The following is a 14019-nucleotide window of genomic DNA, read 5'->3' as shown; positions in this document are numbered from 1 at the left end:
GCCCCGCCCCGGCTCACGCGCAACCTCACGGTCGTGCCGGCGCCCTCGGAGAACCGTCAGGTTGCGCGCGGAATCCCGGGGCACGACATGAAGCCGCCCGGGGCTCCTTGTGGGGGGAGCCGCCGGGCGGCGGTGCGGGGCCGTCGGGGGCCGGCCCTCTGTGGTTCGGACGGTCAGGCGGGCGGGACCTCGAAGGCCGCCAACACCGACTGCACCAGCACCCGGACGCCGACGGGCAGGGCTCGTTCGTCGAGGTCGAAGGTGGGCTGGTGGATGTCGCGCATCGGGCCGTGGCCCGACCACACGCCCAGCCGCGCCATGGAGCCCGGGGCCTCCTCGAGGTACCAGGCGAAGTCCTCACCGCCGGAGGACTGCTCGGTGGTGGTGGCGGCCTCGGGGCCGACCGCCGCGATCGCGGCGTCGCGCAGGATGCCGGCGCTGACGGCCTCGTTGACCACCGGCGGGACGCCGCGGACGTGGTCGAGGACGTAGCCGACGCCGGTGGGCGCGAGGACGGACGCGACGAGCGAGCGGAGCTTGGCCTCGATCTCGTTCCACGTGGCGTGGTCGGCGGTGCGCAGGGTGCCGCGCAGGACGCCGGCGCGGGGGATGGCGTTGGCGGCGTGGCCGGCTTCGACGGCGCCCCACACGAGCACGGTTCCCGAGCGTGGATCGACCTGGCGGGTCAGCAGGAGGGGGAGCTGGGTGATGAGCAGGCCCATGGCCTGCACCAGGTCGGCCGTCAGGTGGGGCCGGGCGGTGTGCCCGCCGGGTGAGGTCAGCCGGATCTCGATGAGGTCGCACGCCGAGGTGATGGGGCCGACGCGGGTGCCGATCTTCCCGACCTCGAGCCGCGGGTCGCAGTGCAGCGCGAAGATGCGTTCGACGCCTTCCATGGCGCCGTCGGCGACCATGTCGAGCGCGCCCCCGGGCTGGACCTCCTCGGCGTGCTGGAAGATCAGCCGCACCCGCCCGGGCAGCGAGGGCGCGGACGCGAGGGCGAGCCCGGCGGCGAGCACCATCGCGGTGTGCGCGTCGTGTCCGCAGGCGTGCATGACGCCCGGGACGGTCGACGCGAAGGGCAGTCCGGTGTCCTCCTGCAGGGGCAGCGCGTCCAGGTCGGCGCGCAGCGCGACGCAGCGTTCGCCGTAGCCGATGTCGCAGACCAGGCCCGTGCCGCCGGGGAGCGTGCGCGGCTCGAGCCCGGCGGCCATGAGCCGGCGGGCGACCATCTCGGTGGAGCGGCGCTCGGCGCGCCCGAGCTCCGGCAGGGAGTGCAGGGATCGCCGCCAGGCGACGACGTCGCCGCGGCGCGTGTCGAGCCACGCGTCGAGCCAGTCCGGTCCGGTACCGGCTCCGAGGTCGGTCACCGGGAGGTCACCGAGCGCCGCGAGTCCGGCGTCCGCCTCCAGCAGGGTCACGCCTCATCACCGTCCCTCGGTTCCGTGTGCGCCCCGTGCGGGGCGGCGGCCGTGTGAACCATCGACTCATAGTCCTCACCCGGTCGGCGGTTCTCCAACCGGAAGTCGGCACGATGCGGATATGCGCGGCGAGGGGTCGCCGGTCTGCTGCGGGCGGGCGAAGGGTCGCCGTTCGGCGACGTGCAGGCCCGGATTGCGGGTGACCCCCATCACCCACCACAACGTTCGCGCCGCTCACCGCGCCGCGGCTGCCGCGGCGACAGTTCGCCGCACCACGGTGACCGGCCGCCCCTCCGACGACCGGTGGGCCGAACGGATCCTTCGCGTACCGTCAGATGACGGTCACCGTGCGTCATCACCCTGGCGACCGATCGGGGGTTGCCCGTCCGGTGTCCACGGGATGAGGCGACAATGGTCGGGTGTCGAGCCCCCGAGACGACGGCGAGCGGCGCGTAGGCGGCCGCTACACCTTGTCCGCGCAGCTCGGCAGCGGCGCGATGGGCACCGTGTGGCGCGGCTACGACGAGGTGCTGCGCCGCGCCGTCGCGATCAAGGAGCTCAAGGTCCCGCTCGGCATCCCGGAGCGGGAGGCGCTCGCGATGCGCGAGCGGATGCTGCGTGAGGCGCGCGCCCTGGGCGGTCTGTCGAACCCGCACATCATCACCGTCTACGACGTGGTCGACGTCGACGGCGCCCCGCTCGTCGTGCTGGAGATGCTGCCGTCGCGCAACCTGGCGACGATGATCGGCGAGCAGGGCCGGCTGAACTCGCAGCAGGCGGCGGTCGTCGGCTATGCGACGGCGGGCGCCCTGCGGGCGGCGCACCGGGCGGGCATCACGCACCGCGACGTCAAGCCCGGCAACGTGCTGGTGGCCGACGACGGTCGGGTCAAGCTCACCGACTTCGGCATCGCGCGCAACTCGGCGGACGCGCCGATGACCACGGCCGGGCTGGTGCTGGGCTCCCCCGCCTACATCGCACCGGAGGTGGCGGCGGGAGCGGCCGTCACGCCGGCGGCCGACCTGTGGGGCCTGGGCGCGACGTTGTTCGCCGCCATCGAGGGCCGCCCGCCCTACGACGTGCGGGGTGATCCCGTCTCGACGATCACCGAGGTCGTCGACGGAGACGTGCCGCGTCCGCGTGACGCCGGCCCGGTGTCGGAGGTCATCGCGGCCCTGATGGTGAAGGACCCGTTGCAGCGCATGCCGCTCGACGAGGTCCGCAACCGCCTGCGCCCACTGATCCCGGATCCGGACGATCCGCTCTACCCGGGGTCGCCCGACTCGCCGACGGTGGCGGCCACGCCCGCGCACGTGCGTCTCGAGCCGACGGCGCCGGATCCGGCCCCGTCGACGGGGGTGCCGTTGCCGCTGCCGCGGGTGTCGGCGTCGGGTCCGATCCCGGCGGGCGGTTCGACTCCGCTGGCGGCGGCGCCGGGCAGCTTCCCGGGGCTGCGGCTGCCGCAGGAGTCGGGCACGTTCGCCCGGCAGGCCGCGGTCGACGGGACGGGCCAGGTTCCGCCCCCGCCGCCCCGACCGGTCGCGGTCGCGGGTGGGGTGCAGGCCTCGCGCAGGCAGGCGGCCGCCGTCGCCGCGACGCGCGAGATGCCGAGCTGGTGGGCGGCGCCGCTGGTCGTCGCGGGCGCGATCGTGGTGCTGCTGGGCGCGGCGGGTGGTTGGGCGGCGACGCGGGCGATCGCGGGCCAGTCGCCGATGTCGACGGTCACGGTCACGACGGACCGGGCGCCGATGGTGTCGCACGTCGATCCGCTGGGCTTCTCCGTCGAGGTCCCGGAGACGTGGGCGCAGTACCGCTACGACGCGGCCGGCGCGACCGGGGTGCGGTTCGTCAGCCCGGACGGTTCGGAGGAGCTGTCGGTGCAGCGCGGCGCGTCGGCGGACGCGGTGCTGGGCGGGCTCACCGCCGACGGGCTGGGCGTCGACACGGTGAGCGCCGAGCCGGCGGCACCGGTGGCGGGGACGACGGCGGGCGTGCAGCAGACGGTGTACCGGACGACGTCGGGGTCGCAGGACCGCACGACGTGGCTGCGGATCGTGCCGGGCGCCGACGGTGTGTGGGAGCTGCGGCTGACCGTCCCGGGCGAGACGGCGGAGACGACGTCGGCGGATCTGTTCACGGCCGTCGCGCGCGGGTTCACCGTCACCGGCGCCTGACCCGTCGCCGACGCCCGGTTGATCTACCCTGCCCGCATGAGCTCTCCCGGCGATCCCGCCGCTCTGGCCGACGCGGCGGCGGCGGCGCTGCGGACGGCGACCGGCGTCGAGCGCCACGACGTCGTGCTCGTCCTCGGGTCGGGCTGGCGCCCGGCGGCCGATCTGGTCGGCGCGGCGGACGTCGAGGTCGCGATGGCCGACCTGCCGGGTTTCGTGCCGCCGACGGCGGCCGGGCACGCCGGGACGATCCGGTCGGTCGACGTGGACGGGCGGCGCGCGCTGGTGATGCTGGGCCGCACGCACCTGTACGAGGGCCACGGTGTCGACGCCGTCGTGCACGGGGTGCGTACGGCGGTCGCGGCGGGCTGCCGCACGGTGCTGCTCACCAACGCGGCGGGCGGCATCCGGGAGGGCATGGCGGTCGGTGACGCCGTCATCGTGTCCGACCATGTCAACATGACCGCGCGGTCGCCGCTGGTCGGGGCCCGTTTCGTCGATCTGACGACGTTGTACTCGCCGCGGCTGCGCGCGCTGGCCCGGGCGGTGGCGCCGGGGGTGACCGAGGGCGTCTATGCGGGGCTGCCGGGGCCGCACTTCGAGACGCCCGCCGAGATCCGGATGCTGCGCACGATCGGGGCCGATGTCGTCGGGATGTCGACGGTGCTGGAGGCGATCGCCGCCACCGCGGAGGGGGCGGAGGTGTTCGCGCTGTCGCTGGTGACGAACCTGGCCGCGGGGATGTCCGGGCAGCCGCTGGATCACGAGGAGGTCCTCGCCGCGGGTGCCGCAGCGGCGTTGCGCACGGGCCCGCTGCTGCGTGAGCTGATCGCGCGGTCGTGACGGCGCGGGCGGTGCGTGACGCGGCGATGCGCTGGGTCGCCGACGACCCCGACCCGGCCACCCGCACGTCGCTTCAGCAGCTGGTCGCGGCGGCCATGGCCGGTACGCCGGGTGCCGACGACGAGCTGGCCGACCTGATGCGCGCACCGTTGCGGTTCGGCACCGCCGGGCTGCGCGGGCCGGTGCGAGCGGGACCGGCGGGGATGAACGTGGCGGTCGTGCGGCGGACCACGGCGGCGCTGGCGGAGTGGTTGCGCCGCAACGGCCACGCCGGTGCGACGGTTGTCGTCGGGCGGGACGCGCGGCACGGGTCGGCGGAGTTCGCCGCGGCGGCGGCCGGCGTGCTCGGCGCAGCGGGGTTCGACGCGGTCGCGCTGCCCGGGGCGAGCCCGACACCGCTGTTGGCGTTCGCGGTCCGGCACCTGGGCGCGGTGGCCGGGGTGGCTGTGACGGCGTCGCACAACCCGGCATCGGACAACGGCTACAAGGTCTATCTGGGCGACGGCGCGCAGCTCGTCCCGCCCGTCGACGCGGAGATCGAGGCGCTGACCGAGCAGGTGGGCGCGGCCGTCGCGATCCCCGCCGAGGGGCGCGTCCGCGAGGTCGATCCGCTGCAGCCCTATCTGGCCCGGGTCGCTGGGCTGCCCGTCGGGGGCGCGAGGGACCTGCGGATCGCGCTGACACCGCTGCACGGCGTCGGCGGTGCCGCGGCGGTGCAGGCGCTGGCGCTAGCGGGGTTCACCGACGTGCACGTCGTCGCGTCGCAGGCCGTGCCCGACCCCGACTTCCCGACCGTCCACTCCCCGAACCCGGAGCACCCGGGCACGACCGACGCCCTCCTCACCCTGGCCGCGTCGGTCGACGCCGATCTCGCCGTCGCGCTCGACCCGGACGCCGACCGGTGCGCGCTCGGTGTCAGGGACGGGCGCGCCGGCCCCGGCGGGTGGCGGATGCTCACCGGCGACGAGACGGGTGTGCTGCTGGGCGACCACGTGCTGCGCGGTTCTCGGGAACCCGCGCCGCTCGTCGCCACGACCGTCGTGTCGTCGTCGATGCTGCGGGGCGTCGCGGCCGCGCACGGGGCCCGGTTCGCCGAGACCCTCACCGGGTTCAAGTGGATCGTCCGCGCGGGCGAGGGACTCGTCTACGGCTACGAGGAGGCGCTGGGGTACTGCGTCGACCCGGACGCCGTGCGCGACAAGGACGGGATCGCCGCAGCCGTCGTCGCCGCCGACCTGGCCGCGACGCTGCGGTCCGCGGGATCGTCGCTGCCCGCCCGGCTCGACGAGCTGGCCGCCGCCCACGGCGTGCACGTCACCGCGCAGGTGACGGTCCCGTTCGACGGGTGCGCCCTGCCCGCGCTGTTCGGGGCGCCGCCCGTCGGCTGGGACGTCGAACGTCCGGCGCCCGACGTGCTCGTCCTCCGTCGGGGCGGCGAGCGGGTCGTGGTCCGCCCCTCGGGGACCGAGCCGATCCTCAAGACCTACCTGGAGGTCGTGGAACCCCCGGACGTCGACGTCACGGCGGCGCGCGCACGTGCTGCCGCGCGGCTCGAGACGCTGACGGCGCAGGCTCGTGAGTGGCGATAGTCGCCATGGCGACTATCGCCGCTCACAGGGCTGACAGTCAAGCCACTGTCGGATCTCGCCGTCGAACAGCGCGGCGATCTTCACGTAGCCCGACGTGTTGGGGTGCAGGCCGTCGTAGAGCTGGCCCGGCGCGAGCAGCGTCGAGTTGTCGAGGAAGTCGACCGAGTAGCCCTGCATCCGGTACTTCCCGACGATCACCGGTGTCAGTGCGGCCAGCTTCTCGCGCGCCGCCCGGGCCTTGGGCAGCGGCGCCCACACCCCGGCGACGACGACGTGCGCCCGCGGTGCGGCCGCGAGGATCTTGCCCAGGACGTCGTCGAGCCGGCGGGCCGTGACGTCGCCCGCGACCCCGCGACCGAGGTCGTTGGTGCCCGCGTGCAGCAGCACGACGTCGGGCCTCGCCGCCCGCACCCAGGCGCCGACCTTCGGGGCCAGCATCGCCAGCGTCCAGCCGGAGTGGCCCTCGTTGTCCTTGTCGGGCAGCCACGACGGGCCCGACCGCAGCGAGCCCACGTAGTCGACGTTGATGGCGTCGCGCTGCAGCATCCGGTACAGCGGGCCGCGGTAGCCGGCCGTCGACGCGCTGCCGATCCCCGCCGTGCTCGACGCCCCCAGCGGCATCACGCGCAGCGACACGACCGGCTTGGCCGCGGCGACGCGGACCTCCGCGGGCTCGTCGCCGGAGCGGTCCGCGGGCAGCAGGATCCCCACCACCAGGACCGCGATGAGCCCGAGCACCAGCCGGGCCCTGTCCCTGACCTTCACCGCTCCCCCGATCGCGGCAGCCGTCGCGCGCCTCCGCCGGATCTCGCGGCCCGGAGCACCGACGTTACCCGCAGGTCACGGCAGGGGTCCACAGCCAGGACGAGCGGTGCGAAACGGTGTTGCGTAGCGTGGCGGGATGCCGCGTCCGAAGGTGCACGACGAGGCGCTCCGCGCCCGGCTGCTCGAACAGGCGGGCGAGACCCTGTCGACGCAGGGCCTCGACGCGCTGAGCCTGCGCAAGCTGGCCGCCGACGCGGACACCTCCACCACGGCCGTCTACTCGCTGTTCGGCGGGAAACCCGCGCTGCTCGCGGCGCTGGTCGACGAGGCGTTCCGCCGCCTCGCGACCCACCTCGAGCGGGTGCGCACCACCGACGACCCCGTCGACGACCTCGTCGCCCTGGGCCTGGCCTACCGCGACAGCGCCCTGGCCGACCCGCACCTCTACGACGTCATGTTCGGCGGCGTGGCCCGCGAGGGCGACCCGCCGGCGGCGTCGGCGTTCGCGCCGCTGCGCCGCGCCGCCGACCGGGCCGCCGCCGAGGGCCGGCTGCGCGCCGGGGTCGAGCCCGAGACCGTCACGCTGGGTGTGTGGGCCACCCTGCACGGCCTCACCGCGGCCGAGCTGCGCGGCGTCGGGCCGGGCTGCGCCGACGACGTGAAGGTCGTCTTCGAGACGGTGCTGCGCGCGACCGTCGCCGCCTGGACGACCTGACCGGACGGCCTCAGCCCGTCCCGAACTGGCGGTCCCCCGCGTCGCCGAGGCCGGGGACGATGAACGCGTCGTCGTTCAACCGCTCGTCCACCGACCCGATGACCAGCCGGATCGACGGCGCCTCCGCCTCGAGGCGGGCGACCCCCTCCGGCGCGGCCAGCACGCAGACGACCGTGACGTCGGTGGCGCCCCGGAGCGCGAGCAGGCCGAGCACGTGGACGAGCGAGCCCCCCGTCGCGAGCATCGGGTCGAGCACCAGGATCGGGGTCCCGTCGAGCGAGTCCGGCAGTGACGTCAGGTACGGCACCGGCTGGTGGGTCTTCTCGTCGCGGGCGACGCCGACGTAGCCGGTGGCCGACTCCGGCAGCAACGTCCGCGCGGCCTCGGTCATCCCCAGGCCCGCGCGCAGCACCGGCACGATCAGCGGTGGCGCCGCGACGGCGTGGCCGACGGTTTCCGTGAGCGGCGTCCGTACCGTGCCGGTGCGCAGCGGGAGCTCGCGGGTGGCCTCGTATACGAGCATCAGTGACAGCTCGTGCAGAGCCGCGCGGAACGCCGCGTCGCCGGTGTCGCGGTCCCGAAGCACGGTCAGCCGCGCGGCGGCCAGCGGATGATCGACGACCCGGACGTCCATGGCGCGGGAGGTTACCGGTGATCCAGAGCTCAGCCCGCGGTCGTGAGTGGCAATAGTCGCGATAGCGACTATTGCCACTCACAGGGTCCGGACCAGGTCAACCACGACCTCCGCCAGCGCCGGGCCCGCGTCCTCCTGCAGGAAATGCCCCGCCCCACCGATCGTCGGGTGCTCACGACCCGCAGCACCCGGCATCGTCGCGCGCAGCACCGGCTCCATCGACGCCGTGATCGGGTCGCCGTCACTGAAGGCGCACACGAACGGCACGTCGAGGGTGCGGAGCGTGGCCCAGGCGGCGCGGTTCGCCTCGGTGGCCGGGTCGTCGGGGCGGGTGGGGACGATCAGCGGCATCGCCCGCGGCCCGGCCACGAAGTCCTGGTCGGGGAAGGGGGCGTCGTAGGCGGCGCGGACGTCGTCGGTGAACGGGGTGCGACAGCCCGACTGCACGAGCCGCGCGACGTCCAGGCGCCCCGCCGCGCCCGCCTTCTCCACGGCCCGCCGGAACTGCCACCAGACCTCCGGCATGTCGCGCTCGCCCGTCGGCAGGCCGGTGTTGGCCGCGACGACACCCACGAACCGGTCCGGGTGTTCCGCCAGCAGCCGCAGCCCGATCAGCCCTCCCCAGTCCTGGCCGACGAGCGTCACCGCGCGCAGGTCGAGCACGTCGAAGGCGAGGGCGCGGACCCACTCGACGTGCCGGGCGAAGGAGTGGTCGCCGATCTCGGTGGGCTTGTCGGAGCGGCCGAAGCCGACGAGGTCCGGCGCGACCGCGCGCAGGCCCGCGGCCGCGAGTACCGGGATCATCGTGCGGTACAGGAACGACCAGCTGGGCTCGCCGTGCAGGAGCAGGACGACGGGCCCGTCGGCCGGACCGTCCTCCACCCACGCCATCCGCAGCGTGCCGCCGTCACCGGACGCGACGTCGGCGTGGTGCGGCGGGTAGGGGAAGTCGGGGAGGTCGACGAAGCGGTCGTCGGGGGTGCGGAGGACGCGCATGCCCCGATCCTGCACCCGCCGGGCCTGCGTGCCGCGCGACCTCCCCGCCCCCTGCCGCGCGCAACCTCACGGTCCTCGGCGGGCCTGGGGACGACAGTGAGGTTGCGGCCGGGGTGTCGCGCGCGACGGACCGGGCCGCGGGAGGTGACGGGCGGGCAACCACGTGCGGTGATCGTGTCGGCCCCGCGCGGGTGGTCGGGCGGTCTCGGCCGTCCCAGTGGCAGCAGCGAGAGCGGCCCGCGGGGACACGCTCCGTCGCGGGCCGGCACGAGCGGGGCGTGACCGGCGCCACCGACGCGCACCGTCACCGAGTTCACCGCGAATTCCGGCGTGATCCACCGTCGATTCCGGTTCGTGAGCACTGCGTCCCGAGTTCTGCACGATCCGTGTCCGAGCCGGGGAATCACCTGACCCGAACGGGTGGTAAGCCCGGAACGGTGTCACGTCCGAGCCTCCGCCGACGCTGTACTAGATGACTAGGAGGTGATCCGGTGCCGGAGAACACGACTTCTGACGAGGCGACGCTGGTCGCTGCGGCGGAGAAGCTCACGCAGTGCGACGGTTATGTGGTGCTCGCTGTGGACCCGCAGACCGGCGAGGTCGACGCGCACGGCCCGTTCGACGGGCTGACCGCGACGATCAAGGCCGACCAGCTCCGCCGTGACTTCGACCGCGGCGGGCTCGAGGACGTCACCGTGGGCGTCGTCCGTCTGCACAGCTCCACCTGAGCCGTCCCCCGCTGCTGTCCCACCCCGCTCCACCACCGGATCCGCACACGCGGGCCGCTCGGCGCACCGTCGACGCGCCGGGCGGCGGACCACCGGCCCGACAGGCCGGTCGTCCTAGACTCGCCTGTGTGACCAGCACGGACACCGCCGATCGGATCGGCGGGCGGGCCTTCGTCCCGTCACCGCTGCCGCGGACCGTGCCCCCGTCTCCCCTCCCGCGACGCCGCGCCTCTGGTCGGTGGTGATCTCGTGCGCGCCGGGGAACCCACGACCACCGCGACGCCGCGGGCCCGTCGCCGCTTTCCTGTCCCGCGGCGGCTCGGCGCGGTCGTGGCGGGCCTCGCCGGCGTCGGCGTCGCCGCCTGGGTGGCGGTGACCCGCTGGACCACCGTCGCGGCGGGCAACCCCGCCTACACCTGGCTGCTCGTCGCGCTCGCCGTCGCCGGTGTCGTGATGCTGGCCTGGTCGACGCGGGCCCGCAGACGGCGCGACCGGGGTGGCTGGAACCGTGCCGTCCGGGCGGTCCCGGCGATCCTGCTGGTCCTCGCGGCCCTCGCGGCCGGGTGGCTGCGCCCGTTCCCGGCGACGACGCCGGACGACGCCGCAGGTGCCGACGTCGTCGACCTGACCGTCACCGACCTGAGCACGACGATCGAGCTGCGCCCACCGGGGCAGGCGTCGGGAAGCGGCTTCGTCTTCTACCCGGGCGCCCGCGTCGATCCGCGCGCCTACGTGCAGATCCTGGGTCCGATCGCGGCCGCGGGGCACCTCGTCGTGATCCTGAAGTCGCCCCTGGGGCTGGCGTTGCTGCAGTCGTCGCAGGCCGCGGCGGTCGTGGCGGCGCACCCCGAGGTCGGGCGCTGGGTCGTCGGCGGGCACTCCATGGGCGGGGTGGCCGCGGCCGACTACGCCGCGGCGCCCGGGTCACGCGCGGCCGGGCTCGTGCTGTGGGCGTCGTACCCGTCGGGCGACCTGTCGGCGCGCACCGACCTCGCCGTCACCTCGGTGTCGGGGACCGCCGACGGCCTCACCACACCCGCCGACGTCGAGGACTCGCGCGCGTCGCTGCCGCCGTCGACACGGTTCGTGGCCGTGCCCGGCGCGGTGCACGCCGACTTCGGCGACTACGGCCCGCAACCCGACGACGGCGCCCCCGGGATCCCGCACACCGACGTACAGGAACAGATCCGGGCCGCCACCCTGGCCGCGCTCGGCTGACGACGAGCGCTCTGATCAGGAGCGGCTATCCTCCGGCGCGTGGCAAGCGACATCGTCCCGATCCGGCTGTCCCTGACCGCGGGTGACCTCGTCACGCTGTGGGCCCCGCAGTGGCGCGAGGACGGCGAGGAGTGGGAGGCGTTCCTCGGCGACGACGACCACCTCTTCGCGTTCGGTGAGGTCGCGCAGCTCGCCGCGTTCGTGCGCACCGCCGAGGGGCACGATCTCGTCGACCACCCGGCGTGGGGAGTCGTCCCCGAGCTGAGCGTCGCCGAGCTGACACCCGAGGACACCCACGTCTACGACATCGTCGGCGTCCCCGAGGTGATGGCGCAGGAGCCCGACACGTGGACGATCGGCGAGCTCGCCGAGACGGTCACGATGGTCACCTCGCTCGCCGACGTGTGCGGCCTGGAGAAGGTCACCGCGGTCCTCGACTCCACCCCGGGCTTCGCGATGCTGCAGCAGGGCACGCTGCCGTTCACCGGCCGCGAGGGCGACCGGCTGTGGGCCAAGCTCGTCGCGACCGTCGCCGACCGCTGGGACGAGGTGATCGACGCGCTCGACGCCGTCGTCACCACCCCGGAGGTCGACGAGAAGGCGCTCGCCGCGGCGAGCGTCGAGGCGGAGCGGCTCGCCGAGCGCGAGGCCGCGGCGGTCGCGACCGTCCGCTCCGCGCACCCCGACGCGTCCGAGGACGACGAGGAGGAGCGCGAGCTCGAGGACGACGCCGTCGAGGACGCCGTCGAGGAACAGGTCGCCGAGGACGAGGCCGAACAGGAGGACGGGCGGGAGCCGACCTTCTGGGAGAGCGTCGGCATCGACCCGATCCGCATCGTGCTGGCCGACGTCGAGTACGTGACGCTGCGCTGCTACCTCGGCGACGACCCGGTGTTCCTCGGCTCCGCCGGCAAGATCGACGTCTTCACCAGCGAACGCGCCCTGGCCCGCCACCTCGCCGACGCCGACCGGTCCGACGACGGCAACGACCTGGGCGCCGCGTCGACCTGGGACGAGGTCCTCGACAAGGCCTCCGTCGGCGAGCTCGAGGTGACCGTCGACGAGCTCAACACCTACGTCCTCGCCGGGCTCGCCGACGACATCGCCGACGGCACCCTCACCGTCGACCCCACACAGCTCGACCTGGCCGTGGAGCTGATGATCGACATCGGTGACTGGGCGGGCGACGAGGTGCCGCGCGAGCAGCTCGCCGAGTCGGAGAGCCTCGGTTGGCTGGTGTCGTTCGTGATCCGCCCGGACCCGACGCGGCTCGCGCCGAGCCCGCCGTTCGACGCGGAAGCGGCGAAGTTCGCGGCGCTGGTCGAGCGGGTGCGTTCCCGGCTGCGCGCCGTATGACTCAGCTCAGGCCTGCAGCGCCGCGTACGCCGGCTTGACGACGTCGTTGATCAGGGCGAGGCGTTCGTCGAACCCGATGAACGCCGACTTCATGGCGTTGACGGTGAACCACGCCACGTCGGCCCAGTCGTAGCCGAAGGTCTCCACGAGCGTCGACAGCTCCGAGGTCATCGTGCAACCCGACATCAGCCGGTTGTCGGTGTTCACCGTGACCCGGAAGCGCAGCTTGGCGAGCAGGCCGATCGGGTGCTCGGCGATCGACTCCGCGGCGCCGGTCTGGATGTTCGACGTCGGGCACATCTCCAGCGGGATGCGGGTGTCGCGCACGAACGCGGCCAGCCGGCCCAGTGCGGGCAGCCCGTCGTTGCCCAGCGAGATGTCGTCGACGATGCGCACCCCGTGCCCGAGGCGGTGCGCCCCGCACCACTGGATGGCCTCCCAGATCGACGGCAGCCCGAACGCCTCGCCCGCGTGGATCGTGACGTGCGCGTTCTGCTGCCGGACGTACTCGAACGCGTCGAGGTGACGGGTGGGCGGGAACCCCTTCTCCGCGCCGGCGATGTCGAAGCCGACGACGCCCGCGTCGCGGTGGCGGACGGCGAGCTCCGCGATCTCCCGGGAGCGGGCGGCGTGGCGCATCGCGGTGAGCAGGCAGCCCATCCGGATCGTGCGGCCCTTCTCCCGGGCCCGCGCGGTGCCGGCCGCGAAACCGTCGAGCACGTTGGTGACGACCTGGTCGAGGTCGAGGCCCTGCTCGGTGTGCAGCTCAGGGGCGAACCTGACCTCGGCGTAGACGACGCCGTCCGCCGCCAGGTCCTCCGCGCACTCGGCCGCGACGCGGTGCAGCGCCTCCGCCGTCTGCATCACCGCGACCGTGTGGCCGAACGTCTCCAGATACCGCTCCAGCGAGCCGCTGTGAGCGGCACCGAGGAACCACTCGGCGAGCTCGCCGGGATCGCGCGTCGGCAGCGACCGGTAGCCGACGGCATCGGACAGCTCGACGATCGAGGATGGCCGCAAACCGCCATCCAGGTGATCGTGGAGCAGGACCTTCGGCGCGTTGCGGATGTTCTCCGGGCTCAGGGGCGCGGGCACGTCGGCCACGCTATACCCGACGGTCGCGACCCGGAACGGGCGAGAGGAGACGCCCGATCGGCCCAACCGGTGACTCCCCGTCGAGCGAAGTGGGCCAGTCGCTACGCTCTGTTCAGCTCCCCCATCCGGCTCAGAGGAAGCACCATCGATGAGCGATAACTCCACCCTGTCGTTCGACCGGATGCGCGGCATGCTCATGCGTGCTGCCGAGATCCGCGACAGCGAGCAGCAGCAGATCTTCGACTCCCTCGACGAGATCCACGCCCGCCTCACCGCGCTCGACGCGATCGGCACCGTCCGCAAGCGGCTCACCGAGCTGCCGGACCGCACCGAGGTCAGCGTGCTGGCCGAGCGGCTCGACGAGACCGTTGCCAAGCTCGACGCGCAGGACGCCGCTCTCGCCACCCTGGTCCGGGCGATCGAGTCCCTGCCCGACAAGCTGGCCAAGCCGTTCGCGCAGCTCGACGGCCGCCTCGACGGGATGGCGG

The 14019-nt window shown here is 74.3% G+C and carries 12 protein-coding genes and 1 pseudogene; 8 read left to right on the top strand and 5 right to left on the bottom strand.

The features are described from left to right. Positions 1-173: 173 nt before the first annotated feature. Complete coding sequence (locus PSU4_RS28955) at positions 174-1421, bottom strand: amidohydrolase (protein ID WP_147115538.1); 1248 nt, start codon at positions 1419-1421, stop codon at positions 174-176. A gap of 419 nt (positions 1422-1840) precedes the next feature. Between PSU4_RS28955 and PSU4_RS28950 the strand changes: the two genes are divergently transcribed. Genes PSU4_RS28950 through PSU4_RS28940 form a run of 3 tightly spaced genes read left to right on the top strand, consistent with a single transcriptional unit; the run spans position 1841 to position 6024 of the window. Next, positions 1841-3595 (top strand): serine/threonine-protein kinase, encoded by a 1755-nt coding sequence (locus PSU4_RS28950; RefSeq protein ID WP_147115536.1) that lies wholly within the window; start codon positions 1841-1843, stop codon positions 3593-3595. Between the two features lie 36 nt (positions 3596-3631). Beyond that, complete coding sequence (locus PSU4_RS28945; protein WP_147115534.1) at positions 3632-4435, top strand: purine-nucleoside phosphorylase; 804 nt, start codon at positions 3632-3634, stop codon at positions 4433-4435. 26 nt (positions 4436-4461) lie between these two features. Next, the gene (locus PSU4_RS28940) at positions 4462-6024 is read left to right on the top strand and encodes a phospho-sugar mutase (RefSeq protein WP_147115539.1); all 1563 of its coding nucleotides are present in this window, start codon (positions 4462-4464) and stop codon (positions 6022-6024) included. A 12-nt stretch (positions 6025-6036) separates the two neighbouring features. On the opposite strand, the gene PSU4_RS28935 is transcribed toward PSU4_RS28940, so the two are convergent. Beyond that, a complete protein-coding gene (locus tag PSU4_RS28935; protein WP_147115532.1) occupies positions 6037-6789 on the bottom strand; it encodes an SGNH/GDSL hydrolase family protein in 753 nt (250 codons plus the stop codon). Between the two features lie 136 nt (positions 6790-6925). On the opposite strand from PSU4_RS28935, the gene PSU4_RS28930 reads away from it, so the two are divergent. Beyond that, positions 6926-7504, top strand: coding sequence for a TetR/AcrR family transcriptional regulator (locus PSU4_RS28930; RefSeq protein WP_147115530.1), 579 nt, complete (start codon positions 6926-6928; stop codon positions 7502-7504). 10 nt (positions 7505-7514) lie between these two features. Here the strand turns inward: PSU4_RS28930 and upp are convergent, their stop codons facing one another. Continuing rightward, positions 7515-8138 carry a uracil phosphoribosyltransferase gene (gene upp / locus PSU4_RS28925; protein ID WP_147115527.1) on the bottom strand — a complete coding sequence of 208 codons (624 nt, stop codon included), beginning with the start codon at positions 8136-8138 and terminating at the stop codon, positions 7515-7517. 78 nt (positions 8139-8216) lie between these two features. Further along, complete coding sequence (locus PSU4_RS28920) at positions 8217-9134, bottom strand: haloalkane dehalogenase (RefSeq protein WP_147115525.1); 918 nt, start codon at positions 9132-9134, stop codon at positions 8217-8219. Between the two features lie 491 nt (positions 9135-9625). On the opposite strand from PSU4_RS28920, the gene PSU4_RS28915 reads away from it, so the two are divergent. The 3 genes from PSU4_RS28915 (at position 9626) to PSU4_RS28905 (ending at position 12436) form a co-directional block, all read left to right on the top strand. Continuing rightward, entirely contained in the window at positions 9626-9862 is a 237-nt protein-coding gene (locus PSU4_RS28915; RefSeq protein ID WP_141279019.1) for a hypothetical protein, read from the top strand. A gap of 249 nt (positions 9863-10111) precedes the next feature. Continuing rightward, a complete protein-coding gene (locus tag PSU4_RS28910; RefSeq protein ID WP_147115523.1) occupies positions 10112-11080 on the top strand; it encodes an alpha/beta hydrolase in 969 nt (322 codons plus the stop codon). Between the two features lie 39 nt (positions 11081-11119). After that, entirely contained in the window at positions 11120-12436 is a 1317-nt protein-coding gene (locus PSU4_RS28905; RefSeq protein ID WP_147115521.1) for a SatS C-terminal domain-containing protein, read from the top strand. Between the two features lie 6 nt (positions 12437-12442). Here the strand turns inward: PSU4_RS28905 and PSU4_RS28900 are convergent, their stop codons facing one another. Continuing rightward, positions 12443-13540, bottom strand: coding sequence for an adenosine deaminase (locus PSU4_RS28900; RefSeq protein ID WP_147115519.1), 1098 nt, complete (start codon positions 13538-13540; stop codon positions 12443-12445). Positions 13541-13679: 139 nt separating this feature from the next. Here PSU4_RS28900 and PSU4_RS28895 point away from each other — a divergent pair. Then, positions 13680-14019: pseudogene (locus tag PSU4_RS28895) on the top strand (Atg14 domain-containing protein); the annotation flags it as partial.

Origin of the sequence: Pseudonocardia sulfidoxydans NBRC 16205, from assembly GCF_007989085.1 — a bacterium.
Taxonomy (GTDB): Bacteria; Actinomycetota; Actinomycetes; order Mycobacteriales; family Pseudonocardiaceae; genus Pseudonocardia; species Pseudonocardia sulfidoxydans.
Note: the sequence above shows the minus strand (reverse complement) of the source record. Positions and strands in the feature narration are given on the sequence as shown.

Excerpts from the sequence above, each read along its gene's own strand:
- PSU4_RS28940 (WP_147115539.1), top strand. The coding sequence starts at position 4,462 with ATGCGCTGGGTCGCCGACGACCCCGACCCGGCCACCCGCACGTCGCTT.
- upp (WP_147115527.1), bottom strand. The coding sequence starts at position 8,138 with ATGGACGTCCGGGTCGTCGATCATCCGCTGGCCGCCGCGCGGCTGACC.
- PSU4_RS28945 (WP_147115534.1), top strand. The coding sequence starts at position 3,632 with ATGAGCTCTCCCGGCGATCCCGCCGCTCTGGCCGACGCGGCGGCGGCG.
- PSU4_RS28930 (WP_147115530.1), top strand. The coding sequence starts at position 6,926 with ATGCCGCGTCCGAAGGTGCACGACGAGGCGCTCCGCGCCCGGCTGCTC.
- PSU4_RS28920 (WP_147115525.1), bottom strand. The coding sequence starts at position 9,134 with ATGCGCGTCCTCCGCACCCCCGACGACCGCTTCGTCGACCTCCCCGAC.